23 protein-coding genes are annotated in these 25,134 nt (G+C 62.8%); 15 read left to right on the forward strand and 8 right to left on the reverse strand.

Annotated features, from left to right (window positions below; genetic code table 11):
* The first annotated feature begins 23 nt into the window (after positions 1-23).
* From AAFP29_RS15475 to AAFP29_RS15490, 4 genes are all read left to right on the forward strand, one after another.
* Entirely contained in the window at positions 24-965 is a 942-nt protein-coding gene (locus AAFP29_RS15475) for a hypothetical protein (RefSeq protein ID WP_419218286.1), read from the forward strand.
* A complete protein-coding gene (locus AAFP29_RS15480; RefSeq protein WP_419218287.1) occupies positions 962-1,351 on the forward strand; it encodes a GntR family transcriptional regulator in 390 nt (129 codons plus the stop codon). Before AAFP29_RS15475 ends, AAFP29_RS15480 begins: the two co-directional genes overlap by 4 nt.
* A 98-nt stretch (positions 1,352-1,449) precedes the next feature.
* Positions 1,450-2,229, forward strand: a complete 780-nt coding sequence (locus AAFP29_RS15485; protein WP_419218288.1) for a putative protein N(5)-glutamine methyltransferase — start codon at positions 1,450-1,452, stop codon at positions 2,227-2,229.
* A 121-nt stretch (positions 2,230-2,350) separates the two neighbouring features.
* Positions 2,351-4,246: an SDR family oxidoreductase gene (locus AAFP29_RS15490; RefSeq protein WP_419218289.1), complete on the forward strand. Its 1,896-nt coding sequence runs from the start codon at positions 2,351-2,353 to the stop codon at positions 4,244-4,246.
* Positions 4,247-4,335: 89 nt separating this feature from the next.
* Here AAFP29_RS15490 and AAFP29_RS15495 read toward each other — a convergent pair whose 3' ends face one another.
* The 3 genes from AAFP29_RS15495 to AAFP29_RS15505 all read right to left on the reverse strand — a co-directional run bounded on the left by AAFP29_RS15495 (position 4,336) and on the right by AAFP29_RS15505 (position 7,943).
* A complete protein-coding gene (locus tag AAFP29_RS15495) occupies positions 4,336-5,913 on the reverse strand; it encodes a DNA polymerase Y family protein (RefSeq protein ID WP_419218290.1) in 1,578 nt (525 codons plus the stop codon).
* 26 nt (positions 5,914-5,939) lie between these two features.
* Complete coding sequence (locus AAFP29_RS15500) at positions 5,940-6,692, reverse strand: hypothetical protein (protein WP_419218291.1); 753 nt, start codon at positions 6,690-6,692, stop codon at positions 5,940-5,942.
* Between the two features lie 219 nt (positions 6,693-6,911).
* Complete coding sequence (locus AAFP29_RS15505; protein ID WP_419218292.1) at positions 6,912-7,943, reverse strand: Rv2578c family radical SAM protein; 1,032 nt, start codon at positions 7,941-7,943, stop codon at positions 6,912-6,914.
* 69 nt (positions 7,944-8,012) lie between these two features.
* On the opposite strand from AAFP29_RS15505, the gene AAFP29_RS15510 reads away from it, so the two are divergent.
* Complete coding sequence (locus tag AAFP29_RS15510) at positions 8,013-9,287, forward strand: serine/threonine-protein kinase (RefSeq protein ID WP_419218293.1); 1,275 nt, start codon at positions 8,013-8,015, stop codon at positions 9,285-9,287.
* Positions 9,288-9,358: 71 nt separating this feature from the next.
* Here AAFP29_RS15510 and AAFP29_RS15515 read toward each other — a convergent pair whose 3' ends face one another.
* Together AAFP29_RS15515 and AAFP29_RS15520 are read right to left on the reverse strand one after the other, a co-directional pair.
* Positions 9,359-10,045, reverse strand: a complete 687-nt coding sequence (locus AAFP29_RS15515; protein ID WP_419218294.1) for a response regulator — start codon at positions 10,043-10,045, stop codon at positions 9,359-9,361.
* A gap of 7 nt (positions 10,046-10,052) precedes the next feature.
* Positions 10,053-11,276, reverse strand: coding sequence for a PspC domain-containing protein (locus AAFP29_RS15520; protein ID WP_419218747.1), 1,224 nt, complete (start codon positions 11,274-11,276; stop codon positions 10,053-10,055).
* A gap of 150 nt (positions 11,277-11,426) precedes the next feature.
* Here AAFP29_RS15520 and AAFP29_RS15525 point away from each other — a divergent pair, with 150 nt between their 5' ends.
* Complete coding sequence (locus AAFP29_RS15525; RefSeq protein ID WP_419218295.1) at positions 11,427-12,869, forward strand: PspC domain-containing protein; 1,443 nt, start codon at positions 11,427-11,429, stop codon at positions 12,867-12,869.
* The gene (locus AAFP29_RS15530; RefSeq protein WP_419218296.1) at positions 12,862-13,074 is read left to right on the forward strand and encodes a hypothetical protein; all 213 of its coding nucleotides are present in this window, start codon (positions 12,862-12,864) and stop codon (positions 13,072-13,074) included. The genes AAFP29_RS15525 and AAFP29_RS15530 overlap by 8 nt, the downstream gene beginning before the upstream one ends.
* Before the next feature lie 12 nt (positions 13,075-13,086).
* On the opposite strand, the gene AAFP29_RS15535 is transcribed toward AAFP29_RS15530, so the two are convergent.
* Positions 13,087-13,329: a hypothetical protein gene (locus AAFP29_RS15535; RefSeq protein WP_419218297.1), complete on the reverse strand. Its 243-nt coding sequence runs from the start codon at positions 13,327-13,329 to the stop codon at positions 13,087-13,089.
* A gap of 322 nt (positions 13,330-13,651) precedes the next feature.
* Between AAFP29_RS15535 and AAFP29_RS15540 the strand changes: the two genes are divergently transcribed.
* The 8 genes from AAFP29_RS15540 to AAFP29_RS15575 all read left to right on the forward strand — a co-directional run bounded on the left by AAFP29_RS15540 (position 13,652) and on the right by AAFP29_RS15575 (position 21,279).
* On the forward strand, positions 13,652-14,302 hold the full coding sequence (locus AAFP29_RS15540; RefSeq protein ID WP_419218298.1) for an MspA family porin: 651 nt from the start codon (positions 13,652-13,654) through the stop codon (positions 14,300-14,302).
* 124 nt (positions 14,303-14,426) lie between these two features.
* Complete coding sequence (locus AAFP29_RS15545; RefSeq protein ID WP_419218299.1) at positions 14,427-14,645, forward strand: hypothetical protein; 219 nt, start codon at positions 14,427-14,429, stop codon at positions 14,643-14,645.
* A gap of 19 nt (positions 14,646-14,664) precedes the next feature.
* On the forward strand, positions 14,665-15,492 hold the full coding sequence (locus AAFP29_RS15550; RefSeq protein ID WP_419218300.1) for a hypothetical protein: 828 nt from the start codon (positions 14,665-14,667) through the stop codon (positions 15,490-15,492).
* Entirely contained in the window at positions 15,492-16,361 is an 870-nt protein-coding gene (locus AAFP29_RS15555; RefSeq protein WP_419218301.1) for a hypothetical protein, read from the forward strand. Before AAFP29_RS15550 ends, AAFP29_RS15555 begins: the two co-directional genes overlap by 1 nt.
* Positions 16,354-16,935, forward strand: a complete 582-nt coding sequence (locus AAFP29_RS15560; protein WP_419218302.1) for a hypothetical protein — start codon at positions 16,354-16,356, stop codon at positions 16,933-16,935. Before AAFP29_RS15555 ends, AAFP29_RS15560 begins: the two co-directional genes overlap by 8 nt.
* On the forward strand, positions 16,932-17,825 hold the full coding sequence (locus tag AAFP29_RS15565; RefSeq protein ID WP_419218303.1) for a M23 family metallopeptidase: 894 nt from the start codon (positions 16,932-16,934) through the stop codon (positions 17,823-17,825). Before AAFP29_RS15560 ends, AAFP29_RS15565 begins: the two co-directional genes overlap by 4 nt.
* Positions 17,826-17,899: 74 nt before the next feature.
* Complete coding sequence (locus AAFP29_RS15570) at positions 17,900-19,573, forward strand: ABC transporter transmembrane domain-containing protein (protein ID WP_419218304.1); 1,674 nt, start codon at positions 17,900-17,902, stop codon at positions 19,571-19,573.
* Positions 19,570-21,279 carry an ABC transporter ATP-binding protein gene (locus AAFP29_RS15575; RefSeq protein WP_419218305.1) on the forward strand — a complete coding sequence of 570 codons (1,710 nt, stop codon included), beginning with the start codon at positions 19,570-19,572 and terminating at the stop codon, positions 21,277-21,279. The genes AAFP29_RS15570 and AAFP29_RS15575 overlap by 4 nt, the downstream gene beginning before the upstream one ends.
* A 16-nt stretch (positions 21,280-21,295) precedes the next feature.
* Here the strand turns inward: AAFP29_RS15575 and guaA are convergent, their stop codons facing one another.
* Complete coding sequence (guaA, locus tag AAFP29_RS15580; RefSeq protein WP_419218306.1) at positions 21,296-22,888, reverse strand: glutamine-hydrolyzing GMP synthase; 1,593 nt, start codon at positions 22,886-22,888, stop codon at positions 21,296-21,298.
* 68 nt (positions 22,889-22,956) lie between these two features.
* Positions 22,957-24,744, reverse strand: a complete 1,788-nt coding sequence (locus AAFP29_RS15585) for a GMC oxidoreductase (RefSeq protein ID WP_419218307.1) — start codon at positions 24,742-24,744, stop codon at positions 22,957-22,959.
* Positions 24,745-25,134 lie beyond the last annotated feature (390 nt).

Below are 25,134 nucleotides of genomic sequence, written 5' to 3' on the forward strand. Positions count from 1 at the left end.
TTTAATGACACAAGGAGAAGCGAATGTCGCCATTTCTGCTATCGATCGCCGCAATCGGCGTCCTCGTCTACGTCGTGACCAAAACCGTTATCCCTGCGGACTCGGCTCCACAGTCAGCGAGTTACCTCAACTACCGGCGAACGATGCGCAGGCGACTAAAGGTTGCCTTCATCATTCCCATCGTGGCAATGGCGGCTTCGCTGCTGTACGGAATGATCACGGTCGCGATCGACTCCGAACAGCCGCCGGACATCAAGGTCCTGCGTGTAGCACTCGGCGCACTATGGTGGCCCGGCCTCTTCCTTCTCCCCCTAATAGCGATGATCATCACCGAACGAACAACGCGACCATCGGGCCCTCGAATAGCCACCCTCGCACCCCGAGGCATCCGCACCCTGTTACCTCGGTGGATCCTCATCGCGGTCGGCACCGTCGGAACACTCGCCGCACTGAGCCCTATCGTCCTACTCTCCCCGATCGGCCGATCACGCATCCTCCTCAGTGCGAATAACCCTCCCCACCAAAGGTATTCGATCGACGCCACCGACCTCTGGATCAGCTACACCACTTTCATCACAGCCGCCGTCCTCGCCGCAGCACTCATTCACGCAACTACCCGCCGCCCCGACATCGACCCACTAACCGGCAGCGACAGTTGGTCGCGAAGCGGCACCGCAGTGCGCGCCCTGTGCCTGCTCTATATCCCGGCCACCGGAGTTATCGCCGACGTAGCCGCCATCGTGAAGAACGCTTCACTGGACTACGTGGACCACCTGCGCGCACATGGCGACACAATCGTCGGCTTGGGGTGGCTCAGATCGGGCACTGTCCCCTACATCGCCGAAGGCTTCGCCGCCCTGCTCTATCTGGGGGTCATCGTCGCGCTCGTCGCATTCGCCCGACCACCCGCACCCCGCGCCCTTGCCGCCCCGGCGCCGAGGAACGACCCAACCCCAGCCGCATGACATCACCACGCATTCGCATCGATGACACCGACCCCACCCCCGCATTCGAGCAGATCAGACAGCAAATCACCGGCCACATCGCCTCCGGCGCACTACCTGCTGGCGCGAAACTCCCACCCCTGCGGCAACTCGCCCGAGACCTAGGAATAGCCGTCGGAACCGCAGCACACGCCTACCGCGAACTGGAGGCAACTGGACTCATCGCGAGCCGACGCGGCGCCGGCACCCGCGTCACCGCCACACCTGTACCCGACGAATCGCTCAACCACGACGCACAGGCACTCCACGCCGCCGCAGTGCACTACCTCACCACAGCTGACCTACTCGGCGCTCCACCCCAAGCCACGCTCGACGCCGTGGTAGCAGCCCTACGCGCCCAACACTGACCGATCCTCCAGCACACAAGTTCGAAGGACGCCAATCGCGCAGCCACCCCTCGACCGACCTGCAAGACAAGTTCCTGTTATCCAACTAACGTCGAGACGTGGCCTCCCCTTTAGCGTCGGACGACTCACTTGTCGCCACCTTACGTTCTGCCGGATGCGTCTTCGCCGAAGAAGAGGCAGCTATCTTGCGCGACTGCGCCCGCTCCGACGCCGAGTTGGCAACAATGCTCGAACGTCGTTGCGCGGGCGAGCCTTTGGAGTATGTCGTCGAATGGGCAGAGTTTCATGGACTGCGAGTCGAGGTCACTCCCGGCGTCTTCATCCCGCGACGCCGTACCGAATTCTTGGTCGACCAGGCTATCGCACTGTCTCCCGACGACGCTGCCATCGTCGACATGTGTTGCGGCTCAGGCGCTATCGGCGCCGCGATCGCCGCTGCCAAGCCAGGCGCACATATCTACGCGGTTGACATCGATCCACGCGCGACAGCCTGCGCACGACGCAATCTGGCCCATGCCGCCGCGTCGGTCTACGTCGGTGATCTGTTCACCCCGCTGCCGGCATCGCTGCGCGGGCAGGTCGACGTCGTCGTAGCTAATGTGCCCTATGTCCCCCGCGGGGAAATCGGACTGCTGCCGGCCGAGGCTCGTGACTATGAACCGATCGACACCCTCGACGGCGGTCCCGACGGATTGCGGATCGCGGCACGGGTCATCGACGCCGCACGAGGGTGGCTCCATCCCGATGGTCACATCCTCTTCGAGATCAGCGATCCGCAGGCGGAGACGGCCGCAGCGATTCTGGCCTCGACCGGGTTCCGGGCACGCATCGTCGACGACCATGAACTCGGCGCAACAGTCGCCATCGGATCACGCTGACTCCGGTTCACAATATTTTCCGTCGCAAATCGTTGCCATGCGCCAATGTAAGTGTCACTCTGAGTAACAGATGTTTGCGCCTTCGCGCGAACTTGCCCGTGACAAACCTGGAGTGACCCTCATGACCAGCTATTTCATTACCGGTGGCAGTGGATTTATCGGCCGTCGCGTGATCGCCCGTATCCTCGACATCGCGCCCGACGCTCAAATCTACGCGTTGGTCCGCGCGTCGTCGGTGAGCCGCTTTAGCGAACTGATCCATTCCGATCGGGTCATCCCGGTCATCGGAGATCTGACCGCACCACGACTCGGTCTCGATGATTTCGACGCCCCCATCGACCACGTCGTCCATCTCGCCGCCATCTACGATATGACCGCCGACGCCGATTCACAGCAGCGGGCAAATGTCGAAGGCACGCAGCGTGTCATCGACTTCGCCCTCTCTCGCGGCGCGATGCTGCACCACATCTCCTCGATCGCGGTGGCCGGCGACTACGCGGGGGTGTTCACCGAGGATGATTTCGAGAAGGGCCAAGGATTCCCGTCGCCGTATCACCGCACGAAATTTGAGTCCGAGCGGTTGGTCCGGGATCAACCCGGACTTTCGTGGCGGGTGTATCGGCCGTCTGTCGTCGTCGGCGATTCCCGTACCGGTGAGATGGATAAGATCGACGGCCCGTACTACTTCTTCGGCCAGCTGGGATTGCTCGGATACCTACCATCGTGGTTGCCGTTGCCGATGGCCAACTTTGGCCGGACGAATATGGTTCCGGTCGACTATGTGGCCGACGCGATCGTCGCTCTGCTCGATCATCGTCCCGAGGAGTCGGGACTGACATTTCATCTCAGCGACCCGGAGCCGCGGTCAATCACCGGAATGTATAACGCACTAGCGCCAGCGTTCAACGGCCCACGCGGCCGCAGCGTGGTTCCCTATCGAATTACCGATGCCGCGATGACATTGTCGAAGGTTGGACCACTTGGCATCGGCCGCAATCTGGTCGCCAAGCAGCAAGGAATTCCGCCCATTGTGTTGGACACCTTGGCATTCCGTGTTGATTTCAGCGCCGATGCCAGCGTCTCCGTCCTGCGCAGCCTTGGCGTGCGATTGCCCGATCTCACCGAATATGGCCCCCGATTGTGGACCTACTGGGCGAGCAACCTCGACCCCGCTCGGCATCGACGCACCGACCGACGCGGCGAATTGATCGGCAAGAACGTCTTGATCACCGGTGGCTCATCCGGCATCGGCAAGGCCACCGCTCGAATGTGCGTGCAGCGCGGCGCCAATGTCATCATCGTCGCTCGCAGCGATGGCGATCTTGCCGAGGCCACCGCTCAATTGAACTCAGCGGCAACCAAACCCGGAATTCCTCCGGGCCGAGTGTCTTCCTATCGCTGCGATATCACCGACGAACACGATGTCGCGGCTCTGGTGAAAACCGTTCTCGCCGAACATGGTCGGGTGGATGTTCTGGTCAACAATGCCGGCCGCTCCATTCGGCGGTCCACCATCCACTCGGTCGACCGCCAGCACGACTACCAGCGCACAATGGCGGTCAACTACTTCGGCGCGGTCTACCTGACGCTCGCCCTGCTACCGCATATGGTCGCGCGGCAGAGCGGCCATGTCGTCAACGTGACCTCGATCGCCGTGCAGACACATGGTCCACGGTTCGGCGCCTATGCTGCGTCGAAGGCCGCATTGGAAGCCTTCAGCGACTCGACCGCAGCCGAAACCCTTTCCAGCCATGTCACTTTCACCAATGTGCGACTCCCGCTGACCCGGACCAAGATGATTGCCCCGACCGAGGCGTACGGAGCAGCCCCAGGCGTCTGGAGTGCGGACAAAGCCGCCAGCCGCGTACTGCGCGGCATCGTGAAACGACCACGTCGAATCAGTTCCTCCCTGGGACATCTGGTCGACTTCGGCCATCACTTCACACCGAAGCTGACGAACCGACTGCTCCACCAGGAATATCTCTTGATCGGTGAATCGAGAGCGGCTAAGTCCTGATCGCCTGCACACCTCGCGCTTTCGATCATTCCCAGTACTTTTCGACGCAGGGAAATGATCGAAAATGCGGGGTGTGCGATGCGGGCGCATCACTCATACACACCCTCGACCCACCATTGCCCCAACCGGTACAGCAGCAACAAAGCTCGTGAATCATCCAGCAGCACTTGAGATCTCGCTTGCACAGCGTCATCGGAATCCAACCCCGACGGCCACGGTCCGGCCCACCAGCTCACCGTATAAGTTCGCCTGTTCAGCAGAAGTTGAGTAGGTTCGGCGCTAAACGCGCCCCGCGGGGTAACGGTGACCGGATCCGCCTCGGCGTCGACGAGCCGCACCTGGACATCGGTGAGAGTCACCGCAGGTGCCGGCTCCGGCAATCGCCCCGGCCAGGGCGCGGCGGGATCGGTGGTAGGTTGCAGCTCATCGCCGAGGGCGACCATGGTCACCTGCTCCGCCGGACCGCGACCACCACTTCGCACGGGGAGTCGCACCGAATCTCCACCGAGCAGCCCCTGCACGCGCGCCAACGCGCGACGAGCCCGCTCGGCCATCTCCCGGTCTCCGGTGAACTCATACTGCAATGCCCCGGCTGAGGCCACCTCGACCGGCTCCAGGATGATCGTGACGATCGGCGAATCGGGCTTCTCGATACCCCCGCCACGGCCGGCAGCAGCGGTCAGCCACCCCTCCAGTTGCCACCGGATCCGATCGGCGGTTGCGTCAGCGGTCAGCGGCTGCGCACATCGCCAAATTCTCGAATGTTCTTGTCCACGTTCAGTTATCGCATGTACGGCGAGCCGGGTACAGGCAACCGCGGCAGCCGACAGACCCCGATGGAGTTCCTCGGCCAACCGGCGACCGAGAAAGGCTGCGGCATCGATCCGCTCGATCGGTGGATCACAGCTGTGTTCGACAGTCAGATCAGTCAGTAACGGCTGTCCCGACGGTGGCCTGGAGGGATTGGCCCGCGCTTGCCGATGCGCGAGCACCGCATCGTCGTCGAATCGGGTAGCCACATCGGTCGACGTCAGCGCCGCGAACGCACCGATGCTGCGTACCCCCAAATGCCACAACAATTCAACGAGCTCGGCGCGTCGTTCACCACACAGGCTCGGCTCGATCATCAGCTCGCCGATCGGGCGTCCGGCCAGGAAGTCCGCGTCGGTGTCGGCGGGCACAAAGATCCCCTGCCGGGCGGCCAGTACCGCGGTGAACATCTCGTCGGCCACTCCGACCGACGACTCGACTCCTAACGCGGACACCGCATCGACGAGTGCTTCGGCGAGCACCTCAACCGAGCCGAAGTAACGCACACCGGCCGAGACCGGCAGTACACACAGTCCGGGCCGCAGAACCTCGACATTCGGTACAAGCTGTGCCACCGCTGCGACCACCGGTTCGAAGAGCCTGCCATCACGATGCATATCGTCGTCGGCGACGACGAGTTGCGGGCAGTTGGCCTGGGCTTGCCGTTTACTCATGCCACGCCGTACGCCCTGCCGTCGGGCCGACGCCGAACACGCTGCCACCCGATTGGCTCGCAACACCGCGATCGGCTCATGTGGCGCCAGATCGTATTCGGCACCAGCGGCAGCGGCTGGCCAGTCCGGCGCCCACAACGCCAAGACCCGACGACTCGCCCCGACGGCCGGTTCGGCCGACATTGTGTGCAGTTGAGTTGAGCAGCCCATCAGTTCGCAACCGCCAATGGCACCGTGGAAGACTGCCCGACCGTGCTTATCCGGACCAAGCCATCATTGGCATCGCTTGAACTGCAATCGATTTCAGAGGACATCGGGCGTTGTCCCCGACCTTCGACGCAGATCTGCAACCGCCATCCGAGAATCCGGCCATAGCCGGGGTCGGCAATCCGCGGTCCTTCTCGCCGCATTGACGGGGTCTGCCGGTAGGCCACCACCCGGGCACTCAATCGCAGTTGCGCACCCGGCCAGCGACCGCCGGTCACCATCAGCACCGACGACTGCTTACGCGCGCGCCCGGCAAGTACCTTCGCCCGCGCCGGCGGCACCGCCACACCGCCTAACCCGAGTACCACCAAGTCCATACCGTCGAGCAGAATTCCGCCGATTTCCACCGGATCCGGACCGGGATCTTCCACTATCGCTATACACGAAAGATCCGCCCCCATCTGGACCGCCGACAACATGCTCAACTGCGGCATACCCACTACCGCGACCTGGCCGCCCGCACCGCTGACAGCGGCGATCAACGCGACGATCATCGACCGGGCACCATCGGCCGCAATCACCGATCCGCGCGCGATTCCATTGCGCGGCAACAGATCAGCCAATACCTGAGGTACCGCCAATAACTCGACCGGCCGCTCCTCGGCACTACCCGCGTTTCGTTGGCCGGCCCGCCCGGACAACGCCGCCATCTGCTTACGCAGGATACTAAGATCAACATCAGCCCGGTCACCCACGGCGCATCCTCCACCTCGGGGGCCGGGAAGTTGCCCACCATCGCGATATTCGAACTTTTGTTCGATGACACAAGCGTAGGGGCGAGGTATGACATCGGTCAACCGGGCAGGTCAGGACGATTGAGCACGACTGGAACTGTCCCCCTGCCCGACGCAGGCGGCAGCATAGTGCCCACATCGCCCAGGGCACAGTTCCAGCAGTGATACCGATCCGACCACCTAAAACAGCGTCAGTGCCCGCGCCAGCTCCGGCTCGGCGACCGCCGGCACCGGCGCCTGCCTATCCCGCTTGGCACCCGCCAGCCCATGTTTGGTCACCAGCGGCTCCATCCGCTCGCGCAGCCATCGCGAATATTCCGGATTCACATACGCGCCACGCCTATAGAGACTGCGATAGCGCTTGATGAGCGCCGGATGTTCCTGCGCAACCCAAGACAGAAACCAGTCTTTGGTCGCGCCGCGCAGATGCATCGGAAACGCGGTCACCCCGGCAGCCCCTGCATCGGCAAGCTCACCGAATAGTGAATCGAGTACGGGCACGCCGTCGGTCAAGAACGGGATCACCGGAGCAACCATGACATGCGGAGAGAAGCCGGCGTCAGCAATGGCTCGGATCAACTGCAGCCGGGCTGCCGCGCTCGGCGCCCCCGGCTCGATCTGCTTTTGTAACTCACGCGATCCCTCATCGGCCGCCGCGAATGCCAGCGAGACCGAGATATCCACCCGCACTTGGCTTGCCGCTTGCCGCAGCAACGGTAGATCACGATGCAGCAAGGTGCCCTTGGTGAGGATCGACATCGGCGTATACGCCTGAGTCAGCGCCCCGATTACGCCCGGCATCAGGCGGTAGCGTCCTTCCGCCCGCTGATAAGGGTCGGTGTTGGTTCCCAGCGCGACGACGTCGCGCTGCCATGAGCGGCGCCGAAGTTCCTTACGCAATACCGCGGCAGCGTTGAGCTTCACCACCACCTGCGAGTCGAAATCCTCCCCGGCGTCGAGGTCGAGATATTCGTGGGTCGGTCGCGCGAAACAATACCGGCACGCATGTGTACAACCGCGAAAAGTGTTGACGGTGAAGCGAAACGGAAGCGCCGACTTCTCCGGAACCTTATTCAGGATAGATTTGCATACAACCTCGTGGAACGTGACTCCTTCGAATTCCGGCGTCTGCACCGAGCGCACCAAACCCGCTCGATCCAGCCCCGGAAGAGCACCGTCGGATGCTTCGATCATCTGTTCGGACCATCGCACCCGCCTATGCGAACACACGTTCGATATACTTGTCAATAGCAACCCTCATCCACCCGCTATCATCGGCGTATGCCACCAACCGCACAGCGCCCTGCCGCAGGCCCTGATTACCTGGTCGCCGGTCGTTACCGCCTCCGATCACGGATCGGCGGCGGCGGCATGGGCACCGTCTGGCTCGCCAAAGATCAGCTTCTCGACCGCGAAGTCGCCGTCAAGCAGGTCATCTCGACCGAAGGGATGAGCGACGAGACCGCCGACAACATGCGCCAGCGCGCCATGCGCGAAGGTCGTATCGCGGCAAAACTGGCTCACCGCAATGCGATTGCCATGCACGACGTCGCGCTCGACGGCGGGTCGCCGTGGCTGGTGATGGAGTATCTGCCCTCACGCAGCGTCGCGCAGATCTTGCACGCCGTCGGTACCCTTGACATCGCGCAGTCCGCGCAAATCGGCGCTCAGGTCGCCGACGCCATGACCGACGCCCACGAGTCGGGCATCGTGCACCGCGACATCAAGCCCGGCAATATCCTGATCTCCAGTGCGGCCCGCAGCGCGGGCCTGGTAAAAATCACCGACTTCGGCATCTCCCGAGCCAAAGACGACGTCAACCTCACTCAGACCGGGATGATCACCGGCACTCCAGCCTACTTCGCCCCCGAGGTTGCCCGCGGCGCCGAGCCGACCGAGGCATCAGATGTGTACTCCCTCGGTGCGACGGTCTACACGATGGTGGAGGGGCAACCACCATTCGGCGTCGACGACAACGCATTAGTGTTGCTGCACAAGGTCGCTCGCGCACAGATCAACCCGATGCGCAAAGCCGGCGTTCTCGAATCGGTGCTGCTGCATCTCCTCGAGCCGAGTCCCGCCAATCGCCCGACGATGGCGCAGGCCCGCGATGAACTCGCCGCGGTGGCCGCCGGTTCACACGCCACTACTGAGCAGATACTGACTCGCCCACTGTCGAAACCCGATGGCGGAGTTCCGTTGTGGGTCTTGCGCACTCCCCCGGCAACACGTGGCGGAGCTACTGGCAACTACCCGCCGGTTCGACAGCCCTCGGGTCGCACGACACCGCCGACGCCTCCCCTGCCGTCGAATCCAAGCTTTGCGCCGACCGTAACTCCCCAGCCGTATACTGCTGGGGCACAGTCACTTTCGGGGCAATCGCACCCCCAGGCGAGCGCTCAGTCATATGTGTACAGCTCACCGCCGACGTCCAATCCCTATCAGCCGCAACCATCGTCGCGCCACACCTCTCCCGCCGCACTGGCCATAACCGTACTGCTGTTCTTCGCGGTCCTGGCCGCGATCGCCGTACTGGTTGTGCTGATGGTGCGGTAGCGCCCGAAACCGCATACAGCGCACCAACCGAGGGCGGTGCACCCTGCTCTCGGCGGTATCACGAAGCAGCATCAGCCGATATGCCGCGTCGCCGCCCACCTCGTCAAGGCGTTTCGGTTGGACTGCTGTGTCTTGCGGAGGACGTTCGAAGCGTGTGTCTCAACGGTTTTGATGGAGATGAACAACTCTTCGGCGATCTCCCGATACGTATAGCCGCGCGCCAACAGCCGCAACACCTCCAACTCACGACGGGTCAGCGAATCGAGTTCCGGATCCAGCGGCGGTTCCCCCACCGCCGACTTTCCGGTGAACGAGTCCAGCACAAATCCGGCGAGTCGAGGACTGAAAACGGCGTCTCCCTCCGCGACTCGGCGCACCGCGTCGGCAAGTCCATGACCATCGATGGTCTTGGTGACATAACCCCGAGCGCCAGCGCGGATCGTCGCGATCACATCTTCGGCCGCGTCGGAAACCGACAATGCGAGGAAGACCGGGGCATCGCCGCCGAGTCGGTCGGTTACCGCGCGTAGCACCGACACTCCACCGCCGTCGGGCATATGGACATCGAGCAGAACGACATCTGGTCGGGTCGCGAGAATTCCCTCTACCGCCTGCGCGACGGTACCCGCCTCGCCAACGACGAGAAACCCGGGTTCCCCGGATAACTCGGCCCGCACCCCGGACCGGAACACGCCGTGGTCATCGACCAGAAAGACGCGATATCCGCGCTCAGCCGATGCTTCCGATTCACTAGTCACGTGAAAGTCATCCTCGCTCAGTAGATTTCTGCGGCGCCTGGACCGCGCTCTTTTCTATCCGACTGTCGCTGGCCCGCGGTATTCGCATCCCCACGTTGGTACCTCGCTCGGGCGACGACGTGATGGTCACAGTACCTCCGGCACGGTCGATACGACCTTTGATCGACCCTGCGATGCCCTGCCGATCTTCGGCGACGGCATCGACGTCGAATCCAGTACCGCGGTCGCGCACAAAGACTTCCACCTGCTCGTCTTCGATCTCGCAATACATGTCGACCTTACGTTGCCCGGAATGTTTGGCCGCGTTGACCAATGCCTCCCGACTGGCCGCGACCAATGCGTTCCAGCGTCGGTCACCCGCCGGGTTCAAGTCTCCGACGCTCACCACGTCGACATCGACGTCGTAGGTGTCTTCCACTTCTGCCGCAACGGATTTCAATGCACCTGACAGCGAATCCACCCGGCCGCGCGTGTCGCCGAACAGCCATCCGCGCAATTCACGTTCCTGGCGCCGGGCCAACCGGGCCACCTCGTCCGGGCGGTCCGAACGTTTCTGGATGAGGGCGAGGGTCTGCAGCACCGAATCATGAAGATGCGACGCAATCTCCTCGCGCTCGGCGATGCGGATTGCCGCCGCACGCTCCTCGTTCAGCGCCCGCCACAACCTCATCCACAGCGGAACCGTAAGCAGTACAACACCTATCAAGGTTGCGATGACGGCGACGATCGTCGAGTTGAGCCCACCGAACGACGTATCACCGGCCCACACGACGACAACCAGTCCGCCGATCACCAGGACCGCACCACCGACCAGTCGACTCCAGGTGAGCAGCAGACTGCGCGGTGCCGACCGGGATTTGTCGAATTCACGCCACACCAAACTGGCACCGATGGCGACGACAACCACTGGAACCAGTTGCGCGGCAGGGGTACCCGAGGCAACGAAGCCGACGAGGAACGCCGCGACCAGCCCGAGGAGCGCCAACCCGTAGGCCTGCTGCCGTTCCCGCTGAGACGGCGGCGCGGTGTCGTTGCCTTGCGGACAGAAGAACCACAGCAACGCGTACGCGATCACACCAGCGCCGGCGAGTGCGGCGAGCACCACGAAAACTACCCGCACGCGGAACACGTCGACAGAGAAATAGTCGGCGATCCCACCGGCGACGCCAGCCACCACTCGCCCGCCATCGCGCCGACACACCTTGGGCGGCGGCGACTGCTCGGGCAGCATGGGCACGGTACGACTCACACTATCGATACTGGCACGTCCGATCCCCACTGCCTATCGGGGAACACACCTGTGGGGCGTAGAGATCTTCCAGAGAAAACTCAGGGTGATACCCGATTGGCCCGTGGCACGCATCGCAGCAGGATAAATGCCATGGACACCAAGCAGGCAGGGCGGTCGGAGCGCCGGGAAACTCTCGAAGGACTGTGGTCCACGCGACCCATCCGGCCGGCCAACGGTCGCACTGTCGCCGGCGTATGCGTCGGAATCGGCAATCGATACCGAGTCGATCCAACGCTGGTCAAGGTGGCATTCGTCGTTGCCGCGATGTTCGGTGGCAGCGGCATTCTCGTCTACATCGCGGCCTGGCTGGTGCTGCCCTCGCAGCGGCGCCTGGCCGGTGCGGCAACACAGGCCGCGACCGCACAGTGGTACGCCGACCACGCACATCTGCACTACGACCAGTGGCGCCGCGAGCACACGCATCTCCAGATCCCGGCGCTCGACGGGTTGGCACGCCACGGCCTGCGCCGCGGACATGTCATCGGCCTGATAATTCTGGCGATTATCGCTGCCAGCTCCTTCGGCCCGAATTCGACGTGGAGTTCGAGCGGACTGGTCGGAGCCGCGTTACTGGCAATCGGATGGTGGCTGCTGCACCGCCGGACGCCGGTTCCGCCACCGGGGACTAGCGTCGACACCTATCAGCAGGCTTTCACGCAGGCGATCACCACCGGCACTACCGTGGCTGGTTCGCCCACATCCGGCGCCGAGTTCATCCCCGGCGCACCGACTGCCGGACCCCCGCCCCTTGCGGCGCATATGCCGACAGCCACCCCAGCCGACCACATCGACCTGAGCAAATCCGGCAGTTTCGCGGCCGAGCCGCCAGCGACGACAACCGCAATTCCACCCGTCGCACAACCCGTTCCGCCAGCCTGGGATCCGTTGGGAACGGCACGCTTTGCCTGGGACCTGCCCGAGCCGAGGCCGCAGGCCGAGGTCGTGACACAGCCTAGACGCCGTTCACCGTTCACGCTGGTGGTCGTCGGCGCGGCGGTACTGACCGCTACCGGCGCGAGCGCGGCCGCAGTGGCCGGCGTCGAGTGGTTCACCCCAGCACGTATCGCTTCACTGACTCTCGCGGTGCTGGGAGTCGGCCTGGTCATCGGCGGACTGCACCGCACCACAGGCAAACACGCACCCGGCCTGGTTCCGTTGGCCATCCTCGCCGCAGCCGCAGTAGTGGGGCTTAGCTCGGCGGCCGATATCTCAGTGCCTTCAGGTGGCGTTGGCGAACGCGTGTGGGCGCCGACGTCGGAGACCGGTCTCGACGAGTCCTATTCCTTGAGCGTAGGCAGCCAGATTCTCGACCTGCGCTCTATTACGCTGACACGGGACCGAAAGGTCAACGTAGACACCGGAATCGGCGAGACTGTTATCCGCGTCCCGGCAACGATGGCGGTGGACTCCACCTGCGAAGCCGGCATCGGGAGCGTGAAATGCCCGACCGGCCGGAGTGGCCCGGCGAATTCACCAGTGCTGCAACTGACTGCCCACACCGGCATGGGAGAAGTAAGGCTAACCCGTGAGTGAGCAACAGAACGAGCCGCAGCCGCGACGCGCTCCCGCACTGATTCTCATCGGCCTAGTCGCGATAGGTATCGCCGGCTGGGGACTTTCCGGCGGGGCGCCGCTCCCCGACTTTGTGAGTCCGGTGTGGGCGCTCATTGGCCTTGCCGTGGCGATCGGCGTTGGGCTGATCGTGCTTGGAGCGCGGACGGGTTCGTCGGGCGACTAACTTCTCAGGTCATCACGCCGTCCCTGTGTCATGAGGGCCATTCTCCAAGTCCGCGAAAAGCCGCTCGAGCGTCGACAACGGCTGCGCCCGGCGTGGGCAGTGCGCCGAGTAGCCAGGTCGCCACGGCGCGATCGGGTCTCCGCCGCAGCTCTCGCGGCGTACTCCCGATTGCCCGCGCGATCGCGCATACGCGACCATCGGATGCAGTAGGGCATCCCAGCGGCATCGCACACAACAGAACTGTCGATCAGTCATGGCACCACCTTTCGCCGGTCGCAACTGAGGATTGAGCTAGTCCAAGTGTCTACCCGACTCACGACGTCGGACACGCGTGATGCACCACCCGAATGAGGGAAGAACGCCCAACCCAACCTGCCGCTCGATCCCGAGATTTGCCACCTCAACTGGGCGCCGGATCAGCACAATCGTGGGTAACACTCAGTCGTACAACACTTTTCACCCTTCTTGAGCCAAGCCAAGACCCCTCCCGCGAAACCGCCGACGCAGGTACCTGTTGCCAAGAACCAATCGCGCAGGTATACATGTTTCACAACTTGTTGTGCAGGGAGGCAAACACATGGTGTGGGGAAAGAACTACTTATTGGCCGTTATGACGGCCGCATTGGCCGCAACGTGCGTAGGCACGCAAGCGGCAGCAGACACGATCAAACTGCCGGGGCATCAACGCACCTGGACGACCGACGACGGATGGCGAGCCACGGTCTCGGCCGACAAAGAACAAATCCTTCGGGTGCAGCCACTAACCGCCTCCGGGTTTTCCCGCGAGGCCTATGTGACACTGCGCGCGCGAGCCGGAATCGCACGGGCTCGAGCCGCGAAACCCGACGCAAAGATCATCGCGACGTTGGAATCCGGCTACCAAATCGGTTGTATGGCAACGATGAATGAGGTGACACCAAGCCTCGGCGGAAGTTTCGGCCTCAGCGGAACGGGCGGTTCACAGGGGCTGCCGGTGCTGCTGCTCAACCCGCAAGCGTTGATACAACCGGGAATTCAGGTTTCCCTGACTCCTGGCAAGTCGATCATCGTGTCGCTCGGCAAGAAGCCGCTGGAATCGGCCCAGGCCAGTGTGACAGTCCGTTCGGGACATATCACCGTCGACGGCTGCATCGGGACCGCGAATATCCGCAGCTTCTCCGTCCTGTCGATCCGAACCTCGGAAGTCGACGATCAGAACGCGGTTTACGGACGGGTCTCCCGACTCTGACCCACGTCGGGCAGCAGGAGTCACAACCGGCGACGGACGCCGCTCACCCAGACCTCGAGGGAACCCCCTCGCGGATACACGAAACGCATCAGCATTTCGTGACCCAAAAAGTAAGGACCAAACAATGAAGATGTGGGAAATCGAAAACCAGATCAACGGTCGGAGCCTTCGGCCCGTATCGCCTTCGATCGGCGGCACAAGCTCACTGGCCAACGGCATTCCGCAACGAAGCGCGCTGGCCGATGCCGCTGCGACGCTGTCGATGTCGAGTTCGATGGCCAGCCTGATGACGTCTTGTTATGCCTTGAGCCGAAGTCGCGCCTGCGGCGAAGTCATTCGGTGAGTGAGGATTCGCGATTCCTGTGATCGACACTCGGTTGAGCAACTACTCGACGTCGAGGCTGCTTGCCGGTGTGGCGCGCATCGTGGACGGCTATGCCGGGCTGCGCGCCCATGAAGCATATCGGCGTACCGGCCTCCTCGCGGGCCGGTACGCCGATAGTCACCCGGCGATCGCACAGCGATATCCACGCTTCGCCGAGCTCGTCGACGCACCGGCCACAGCCGTCACCGCAGAAGCCCTACGGACTGCGGTGGGTATCGGGATGTGTCTGAACGCAGGAGACCACCGACGCCAAGGCATGCTCGCCGCCCTCGACATCGGATTGAGTCGCCTGATTACCGCTCGGTCGAACTTCGGACGGGAGGGAGCTGACGACATGATGGACGCCTTGTCGCTGCTGACTTTGCTCACCGCCGGAGAACGTGATGCTCAGTCAGCACACAAGGCGTACCTGACCGCGGTCAACGTGCAGCTCAGTCTCGCATACGCGATGGCTGGCCTAGCGAAGGTCGTCTCATACGAATGGACCAGTGGTGAGGCTGTCCGGATGATCATGAGTACCGAGTCCTTCGGCGACCCCAAACTGTATGCCTGGTTCACCAACCATCGCGAGGCAGGCAAAATCATGACGCGAATGGTCGCGGTCGCCGAACTCCTATACCCGCTCATTTATCTAGTGCCCAATCGGCAGGTGGCGCGCATTCTTGCCTGCTCGGGTATGGGATTTCATTTTATGGTAGCGGCGAAAATGTCACTGCCTCAGTTCGTCTACGCCTTCGGGGCGGCCTACCCAGCTGTATTCTGGGCGATTGCCCGGCGCGATGCGACTAAGCGATCGGGTACCTGATGAGATCACGCACCGGGTCCCCGGTCAGCGACCCCCGCTATTGCCTATTAGGACAGATACCGCCGGAGAAACCCATCGCGGTGCTGCTGCTGGAATCCGATATCGGAGAACCACCCGAATACTGGCATCTGCTGGTCGACCGACTGGCCTCGGCGGGCTTGCTCTGCCTGATTCGCATCCGCCCCGGATATCTATGGAGACCCACGGGCGGCGCAGACATCATCGGTCGAGAATTCGTCACACAACTGGTCACCGAGGCCGAGACCCTTATCTACCTCGCACATTCACTCGGGGCGCTCATGGCGATACTCGACGGTGCGGCCCGCCCGCTACACAGCCGCATACCCGATACCGTGATGCTGCTCGATCCGGCGACGCCGGAAATGATCGCCGAACTTCGTTCCAACAAATTCGAGTTGGGCAGAATCCGTCGTTCCCTGGATATTTCGGCGATGTCGGTTGGCCTGGGGATAAGTCGGTTCTCCCAACCGATCGAACAGGCCTATCTGTGGTATCCGATACGGACCTATCGCCGGTGCAAGGCTTTCCGGCACAACCTACACAACGCGATGACCGCACGCCGCGAATTCAACATCGTCGTCAGTCAAGATCTGTCGATTGAGCCGATCCGGCATCCAACTACTGCGACGCTGATTCACTCGGAATTCGCGATCCCGGACGCGGACCGTTATGCCGACAGCCAACGGCAGCTTGCGGCCAGTCTCCAAATCGCCCCGTCGAGGATAGTGACACTGCGCCAGACCCGTTTCAAATCTGCGCTGACCTCACCGGTCGCACTCAACGCTATCGCGTCTACCGTCCGCGAATTCATAAACCATTCCCACCGGGAAGGGATCGGCAGTGATTAAGGAAGTCCTTTCGACCGGATCGCGCCTAATCATGTGGATATGGGTCGGCGGCACCCTGACCTTCAACATGCCGGGCGATCAGACCAAGATGCAGCACATATTCAGTCGCGTCGGGCTACACCTGCCCACCTGGAAGTTCTTCGCCCCGACACCGGCGACGACGGACCTGGTGATCATGTATCGCGATCTAAATCGCGAGCGCGACGTCATCACACCGTGGAAAGCCATCGACATAAATCGTGATCGCGGCCGAAGAATCGTCTGGCCACCACCTGGGCGGGATCGAAAGGCCTATGTTGACCTCGCCCAGGAATTGCACACAGTATTCAGAGAATTCGATGGCGCCACACCAGCGGTCCGAGAGACGCCAATCTACGCACTCACCGTACGGCACCTCCGAAGTCTTCCCGCGCAGTCGAATCTATCTGAAATGCGCGAGTTCATGATCGTCGAGGCCCACACAAGTATCGATAGTCCCACAGCAGTACCGATATTCATTTCGGAAAGCTTCGAATTGACGTCCGACTATCCAGCGGCGACCGATCGTCCGGAATCGAAAGCGGTGCCCCAGTGAACGGAAAAGAATTTCGTGGGCCACTCGCCGTCGCGATTATGGGAATCGTACCGTGGACTCTCGTCACGGCCTTCTGGCTGTTCAAGACGTGGACGGCGGACTCGTTCGACAATTGGGTTCAGTTCGCAGTATTCGGCGTAGCGAGCATTCTCTGTCTCGGCGCTATCTCGATACCACCACCGTGGATCTACGGCACACACGTAATACTCGCACTCCGAAACATCGTCGTCATCGCATTGCTCGTGTCGCTCATTCGCGTATGGCCCGAAAACCCGAGCCTGCTCACTCTGCTGTCGCTCATCATCGCGGCCGGCGGGCTCGTGATAGCCGTGCGCTTTGCGGCCCGATCGACCGCGGACGAAGTGCTGGACCTGCACCACCCGGTGCCAGCCACTCTGATCGCGAATCAAGCTGGTCGATTCGGCAACCACCACAAGTCTGCAATCGAACAGCGATGGGCGGCGGATCTGTCAGCTTTGGGGCCCGGCAACCGGCGAGCATCCCCGATCTGGTCGAGCAGAGTGGACGATTACGCGATATTCGGCCTTCCCGTCCACGCCCCCTGCGACGGCGTCGTCGTCGACTGCGCCGACGGACGTCCTGACAATATCGACCTGAACGAGGTACCTCGATATACCGATGGTCGCGGCAATTTCATCGCAATCGCGACCGACGGCGCGACGGTAATTCTGGCGCATCTGAAACTCGACTCAGTCGTCGTTGAGATCGGTGATCCCGTCAGTGTTGGCCAAATCCTGGCGCGAGTGGGCAATTCGGGCCGAACGTCGGAACCACATCTGCACCTGCACTGCGAAGCCGATGGCAAAGGGGTGCCATTCACGATCAACGGGCAAAGACTCTTCCGCGGCGTAAGGCTCCGGCAGCGATGAACCGATCCGATTACCCGCGGCCACCTCGGTTTCACCGCCTCACGGTGATCGCCCGATCGTGTTTAAATCGGCGTTTGTCAGCGCTGGCACTTGTCATCGTTGTTCTGCAGTCGGCCGGCATCATCTTCGAATTGATCCTGCCCATAATGTACGGCCGTCTCATCGACGGTGGCCTACTGACCGGTGACGCCTCGCATACCTTACGGATCGGTCTGGCAATGGTCTTCGCCGTTGCCGTCCAAGCGCTGCTCGCCTACCTAACTGTCCGACTCATCGCGCAGGTCGTCATTTCGATCGGAACAACTCTTCGCCGAAGGCTGGTCGATGCTGTCGTCAGCGAAGGCACTGACATCGAAGCGGGTGGAATAGTGACCCGCGCGACCCGTGATGTCATGCAGGTTCAGTCTTTGCTGTCGACGGCACTGGGTCCGTGGTACCTCTCGGTGGCGATTACTGTCTTCGGCCTGTCCACCCTGTTTGTCATCGCCCCGACGGCAGCGCCATTCGCTCTGGTCATTCTCGTTGTCTATTTCGGTCTCGGACTCATATACGTCCGGCGGCTCGGCCCCGGCGTCGTCCGGATCATGGCGTTAAAGGACCGATTGAACACTATCTATTCCGACCGTATCCGCGGCAGCGATGTACTCGGTGCGATGCCCCGAGTGCGGGCCGTCGCCGATCCATTCACCGGAACCAACCGAACGCTGCGCGACACGGAGGTAAACCTCGGCAAGATCATGGCGATGATGGCGCCGACGACGACCATCCTCACCGCTGCCGGTGCAGTCGTCATCGTCGCAACCGGAGCTGCCTCCGTTCATTCGGGGGCCATGCAAGTCGGTCAGTTGTCGGCGGCTGTCACCATTTTTCTGCAGGCCGCGCTGGGTCTCACGATGCTGCTTCTGAGTGTGTTGTCGTTACCGATGAACCTTGCCAGCGTCGATCGCATCTACAGTGTGCTGGCGACGGCCTCTGCCGAACCGCCGGCCATCGAGTCGCCGCTCCGCCGCGGACGCGGCTATTCATTGTCTGTCCACAACCTCGCCGTCATCGATTACGACTCCGGTCGGAAGGTGCTCGATATTCCCACCCTCGACGTGAACGCGGGCGCGCGGGTGGGGATCGCCGGTCCGACCGGAGCCGGAAAGTCAGTTTTGGCACGAGTTATCGCCGGGCTCGTCTCCCCCGACGAGGGCCGGATAGTCGCATGGAACGCTACGACTGGTCCGGCAGACCTACTATCTGTGTGCGGATATCAAGGGCAGGAACCATATCTCGCCACCGGAACGATCCAATCGAATCTATGCCGCGACGGCACAGCCCTACCAACGCCGCCCAGCTTGCTCAAAGCAGTGCGAATCGCAGCGGTCGACGGTCTGGTTCGACGCCGCGGACTGGACTCACCCGTCACCGGCGGCGGCGCCGAGTTCTCCGCCGGTGAACGCCAACGCCTGGCGCTGGCGGTAGCGCTACTGCACTCGCATGGTCTGGTAGTACTTGACGATCCGGTATCTGCCATCGACCCGACAACACGCGCACAGATCCTCGACGGGCTGTTCACCGAAGATCATGGCACGGTCATCGTCACCACAACCGACATCGATATCCTCTCGCGATGCGACCACGTCGTGTACTTGCAGCAGGGAACGCTGGTCGACGTCGGCCCCCATCGCGGGTTGATGGACTCACATCACGACTATCGACTGCTGGTGGCCGACGCTGATCGCGAAGGAGCTGTGCGCGGATGAGCGGTTCAGCCGAGAAACAGACAAATACCGGCGTCGGAGCCCTGCTCGCCGCAACCGGTCCCGGTGTACGCGGATTCCGATGGCGGGTCGCTCTCGTCATGACACTGTCGGTCAGTCTAGTCGGTTCAGCCATCGTTATCCCCTATCTGCTGGGCACTGCCACCGACGCGGTGATTCGCAGTCTGTCAGTCGATGCGTTACCGACGCGTGAGCTCGTTGTACCACTCGGCGTCGTGGGCGCGGTGTCGCTAATCGGTGCCGCCACCAGTTACGCGCGTGATCGGTTGCTCATTCAGCTGATCGAGGACTGGGACAGTTCGGTGCGAGCACGTATCGTCGCCATCCTCAACCGGACACCGGGTGGTCTGGCCCAGTTCGCGCCCGGCGACCTATTGTCGCGCTGCGTCACCGATCTCGACACCCTCACGCGGACCGCGTCGATGACATTGTCGGCCGCGGCAACAGCAATAGTCTCGATTCTGGGCTCGTTGGCCGTCATGCTCTGGTTCGACATCTGGTTCCCGCTGATCACAGTCGCAACACTCATTGCGATCGCCGCCGTGGGCCGTCTGCTGGCGAAGCGGGCACGGCCCCATTTCGAGCAACAGATGCAGGAGTACGGCAGCCTCACCGGGGTGGTTCTCGATGCTTACATGGGACGCGATGCCTACCGCTCCGGCCGCAATTCCGCGGGGCTGCATAAGCAACTCGCCGACGTCGACGAAGGTCTCTCGGCAAGTACCTTCCATTCCACCCGGCTGTCAGGCGCCGCGGGTCCAGCATCGTCAGTACTCGAGAGCATCGGGTTCGTCCTCGTCGTGGTGCTCGGCGCGTTCCGTATCGCGGCGGGGTCACTCACCGTCGGCGAGGTGCAGGCCACGATCCAGTATTTCCGCCAGGCCACGGGTCCGATCGGGATCCTCACCGACCTACTGCACTCGTTGCAGCAGGCAGCGACCTCCGCCCGCCGAGTACTCGCGGTCCTGCGTAGCGACGACGCCCGGCTGCAAGTGGCCGCCGTCGCCACCGTTGACTTGCCCGGAGGTGCCCTGGAGGTCTCATTCGATGACGTCTGCTTCCACTATGGTGACGGCGCGCACATAATCTCGGGTTTATCGACGACACTGCCAGCCGGTTCACATACCGCGCTGGTCGGGCCGTCGGGCGTCGGAAAAAGCACGGTTATCCGGCTGCTGTTGAGTCTTCTCCAACCCGACTCGGGCGCCATCACCCTCTCGGGCCGGGACCTCCGGTATGTGCACCACGACAGCCTCGTCAACCGAATTGCCATCGTGCCGCAGGAGCCGTGGATCTTCACCGGCACCGTCACTGAGAACATCCGATGTATGCGCGCCGACGTGTCAGTCGTCGGCGTTCGGGCGGCCGGGGCACGCTGCGGCCTCGACAGGTATGTCGAGGCGCTGCCAGCCGGCTATGACACCGTCATCTCAGCCGACGGACGAGAATTGCCGTCGAACGCTCGAAGACTCGTGGCAATCGCACGAGCGCTGGTTGGTTCGCCGGGACTCGTACTGATGGACGAGCCGACCGCGGGAATGGATCCGGCATCGGCCGCACATATCGAAGCCATGATTGCCGAGGAATTCCGCGACGTGACGGTACTTGTTGTGTCCCATCGCAATTCAACGATCGCCGCACAGCAGAACACCCTGGCGCTCGCCGATGGCCGCTCCGTCGCGAACTAGCCGCCAGCAACCGGCCTCATTCCCATTCGATGGTGCCTGGCGGCTTACTCGTCACATCGAGCACCACCCGGTTGACGTCGGGCACCTCGTTGGTGATCCGCGTCGAGATACGCTCCAGCGTCTCGTAGGGCACCCGTGTCCAGTCAGCGGTCATCGCATCCTCCGACGACACCGGCCGCAACACGATCGGATGGCCGTAGGTACGACCGTCGCCTTGCACGCCCACGCTGCGCACGTCGGCGAGCAGTACCACCGGACACTGCCAGATCTGGCCGTCGAGGCCGGCAGCCGTCAGCTCTTCGCGGGCGATCAGGTCGGCCTTGCGCAACAGTGCCAGACGGTCCGCAGTCACCTCGCCGACGATGCGAATCGCCAAGCCGGGCCCCGGGAACGGTTGGCGCCCAACGATTTCCTCAGGAAGGCCGAGTTCTCGACCAACCGCGCGTACTTCGTCTTTGAACAGCAAGCGCAAGGGCTCGACGAGCGAGAACTCAAGATCGTCGGGCAGACCGCCCACATTGTGGTGGCTCTTGATATTGGCGGTACCCGATCCGCCGCCGGATTCCACGACGTCGGGGTACAGGGTTCCCTGAACCAAGAAGTCGATCTTCTCGCCCGACTCCGCACTCTCGCCGAGTACGTCATTCACCGCACCTTCGAAGGACCGGATGAACTCACGGCCGATGATCTTGCGTTTTTCCTCCGGGTCACTGACGCCGGACAATTCGGATAGGAACTTCTCCTCGGCGTCGACGGTGACCAACCGGGCTCCAGTCGATCCGACGAAATCGTGCTGCACCTGTTCGCGCTCGCCCGCTCGGAGCAGTCCGTGGTCGATGAACACGCAGGTCAGCCGATCGCCGATAGCGCGTTGCACCAGAGCAGCCGCCACCGCGGAATCGACACCACCGGACAGACCGCAGATGGCGCGGCCGGTACCGATCTGATCGGAAACCGCGTCGATCAGCGCATCGGCGATATTCGCGGGGGTCCAACTGGCCTCGAGGCCGGCCACCTCGTACAGGAACCGCGTCAGCACCTGCTGGCCGTGCGGGCTGTGCAAAACCTCGGGGTGATACTGCACACCGGCCATCCGGCGATCCAGGTCTTCAAACGAGGCAACGGGTGCCCCCGGCGTCGAACCCGTGACGGTGAAACCCTCCGGAGCCGACTGCACCGCGTCGTTGTGGCTCATCCACACCGGCTGCGCATCCGGCAAGCCCTGATGCAGGACGCCAGAACCGTTGGGCGTCAACGTGGTTCGCCCAAACTCCCGGCCACCGGTATTGGCGACAGTACCGCCGAGAGCCTGTGCCATCGCCTGGAATCCGTAGCAAATACCGAAGACCGGGACGTCGAGGTCGAGGATCGCGGGATTCAACGCCGCGGCGTCGTCGGCGAACACCGACGCTGGACCACCCGACAGGATCAGCGCGACCGGCTTCTTGGCGCGGAACTCCTCGATCGGGGCATCGTGCGCGATGACTTCGGAGAAGATCCGTGCCTCACGCACCCGCCGCGCGATGAGCTGCGCGTACTGCGCACCGAAGTCGACGACGAGGACTGGACGAGGACTACCGGAGAGATCGGCGGCGAAAGTGTCTGTCACGCCTTCGAGTCTAGTGGGACGGGATCGCCGCGACGTGAGGACCCGCGCGTTGCCGGGTCTTGGCTTACTCAGCCGACCGCGCGCGCGTCCTTGCGCTCGTCCTTCGACGCGGCCTCCCGCGTCGCGGTCTTCGCCGGAACGGTCGGCATCGGCAGAATCAGCGCGCCGGGCGCGTCGGCCGGCACCACCGGCGACTTCGGCTCAACCGGCGCGATCCGCCGATATCCCACTGCCTGCTCCGGCCGGGTGTCGGCCTCCCCCTTGTTCGGCCACATCGCCGCAGCACGCTCGGCCTGCGCGCAGATCGAAAGTGACGGATTCACACCAAGATTCGCGGTGATCGACGCGCCGTCGACGACGTAGAGCGACGGGTAGTTCCACACGCGGTGATATGGATCGATGACGCCCGACGTCGGGTCGTCGGAGATCACGCAGCCCCCGAGATAGTGCGCGGTGAGCGGAATATTGAAAATGTCGCCCCAGGTGCCGCCTGCGAGGCCGCCGTCGAGCTTGTCCGCGATACGACGCGTCGCCTCGTTGCCTGCCGGAATCCAGGTCGGATTGGGTTCGCCGTGCCCCTGTTTGGAAGTGACATATTTGAACGGTCCACGCTTGCGAACGAACGTGGTCAGCGAGTTGTTGGTCGACTGCATCACCAATGCGATGACGGTCCGCTCGCTCCACTTGCGCACGAGGACCAAGCGCACCAACAGGAATGGGTTGCGGGCGATCTGGCGCACGAGCTGACCGAATCGATGAGTTCGCGAACCGCCGTCGGTCAGTGCGGTCTGCAAGTAGGCCATCGCGTTGGATCCCTTGCCGTAGCGCACCGGCTCGATATGGGTATCGGGCTCGGGATGGAATGAGGATGTGATCGCCACGCCGCGCGAATAGTCGTGTGCCGGATCGGCTTTACGCGACATCGCGCCAAGAATCGACTCGGAGTTGGTGCGGGTGAGGACCCCCATCGCGTCGGAGATCATCGGCAAGGTCGAACCCTTTGCGGCATGCATCAGCTTCTGCGTGTTGAAAGTGCCGGCCGCCATCACGACATGGTCGGCGGTGAATGTCCGGGCCCGCTTTCCCAGCGGACCCCACGCTGACGACCCTTCCGTATCCACTTCCCAACTACCACTTGATGTTTGACGCACCTGAGTCACCGTGGTCCGCGCGTGTACCGTCGCACCCTTTGACTCAGCCAGTCCGAGATAGTTCTTCAGTAGGGTGTTCTTCGCGCCGACCCGGCATCCGGTCATACACGCACCACATTCGGTACACGCGGTCCGCGTTGGGCCGGCACCGCCGAAGTAGGGATCGGAAACGGTGTCGCCGGGCGCGCCCTCGCCACCGGTCTTCTCACCGAAGAACACACCAACCGGTGTCGAAACGAATGTGTCGCCCGCACCCATCTCGTCGGCGACCTCTTTCATCACTCGATCCGATTCGGTAAAGGTCGGGTTGGAGACGACGCCGAGCATCCGCCGCGCCTGGTCGTAATACGGCGACAGTTCGTCTTCCCAGTCGGTGATGTGGTTCCACTGGGGGTCGGTGAAGAACGGCGTCGGGGGCTTGTACAGCGTGTTGGCATAGTTCAGCGAGCCGCCGCCGACTCCGGCACCGGCCAGGATCATGACGTCTTTGAGCAAATGGATGCGCTGAATGCCGAGGAGTCCCAGTTTGGGCGCCCATACGAACTTGCGCAGTCGCCAGCTGGTCTTAGCGAACTGTCGGTCCTCGAAGCGGCGCCCCGCTTCAATCACGCCAACGCGGTACCCCTTCTCCACCAGGCGCAACGCGGTGACACTGCCACCGAACCCGCTGCCGATAATGAGGACGTCATAGTGGCTGTTCGACATGGAGTCATCGTACTTATGCGCAAGTCGCCCGGTAAGGCAGGCAACCCTAAGTCGACAATGAGCGTTGTCGAGGTCGGCGTGAGCGAGTTGGCTGGGCTGTCAGGCTGAAGTCTGCGCGGTCGTCGTCGGAGACGTGAATTTTCCCCCGCAGTGTTTCAGGCCGCAGTCTTCAGCCGGCAGACCCTTCGGCTGAAGGCTGCGCTCCTAGCCGAGGCGAGGGAACCCCTCCCTGGAGACGCCTCTGAAGACAGGCTGCAGATGTCACCAGCTCGAATCTGCGCGCACAGCCGCACAGAGGGCAATGCCCCCTCCTAGCACCCCACGCCACAGAATTCAGTCCGCACAGCCGCCCGGCCCCGCGCAAAATTCGCCAGACCGCCCGGCCCGACT

The sequence above is a fragment of the Gordonia sp. CPCC 205333 genome (assembly GCF_048537885.1).
GTDB lineage: Bacteria > Actinomycetota > Actinomycetes > Mycobacteriales > Mycobacteriaceae > Gordonia.

Coding starts and splice junctions, on each gene's coding strand:
- AAFP29_RS15555 (WP_419218301.1), top strand. CDS start 15,492: ATGAGATCACGCACCGGGTCCCCGGTCAGCGACCCCCGCTATTGCCTA.
- AAFP29_RS15585 (WP_419218307.1), bottom strand. CDS start 24,744: ATGTCGAACAGCCACTATGACGTCCTCATTATCGGCAGCGGGTTCGGT.
- AAFP29_RS15575 (WP_419218305.1), top strand. CDS start 19,570: ATGAGCGGTTCAGCCGAGAAACAGACAAATACCGGCGTCGGAGCCCTG.
- AAFP29_RS15545 (WP_419218299.1), top strand. CDS start 14,427: ATGAAGATGTGGGAAATCGAAAACCAGATCAACGGTCGGAGCCTTCGG.
- AAFP29_RS15480 (WP_419218287.1), top strand. CDS start 962: ATGACATCACCACGCATTCGCATCGATGACACCGACCCCACCCCCGCA.
- AAFP29_RS15520 (WP_419218747.1), bottom strand. CDS start 11,276: ATGCTGCCCGAGCAGTCGCCGCCGCCCAAGGTGTGTCGGCGCGATGGC.
- AAFP29_RS15495 (WP_419218290.1), bottom strand. CDS start 5,913: ATGTCGGCCGAACCGGCCGTCGGGGCGAGTCGTCGGGTCTTGGCGTTG.
- AAFP29_RS15490 (WP_419218289.1), top strand. CDS start 2,351: ATGACCAGCTATTTCATTACCGGTGGCAGTGGATTTATCGGCCGTCGC.
- AAFP29_RS15510 (WP_419218293.1), top strand. CDS start 8,013: ATGCCACCAACCGCACAGCGCCCTGCCGCAGGCCCTGATTACCTGGTC.
- AAFP29_RS15535 (WP_419218297.1), bottom strand. CDS start 13,329: ATGACTGATCGACAGTTCTGTTGTGTGCGATGCCGCTGGGATGCCCTA.
- AAFP29_RS15525 (WP_419218295.1), top strand. CDS start 11,427: ATGGACACCAAGCAGGCAGGGCGGTCGGAGCGCCGGGAAACTCTCGAA.
- AAFP29_RS15475 (WP_419218286.1), top strand. CDS start 24: ATGTCGCCATTTCTGCTATCGATCGCCGCAATCGGCGTCCTCGTCTAC.
- AAFP29_RS15540 (WP_419218298.1), top strand. CDS start 13,652: ATGGTGTGGGGAAAGAACTACTTATTGGCCGTTATGACGGCCGCATTG.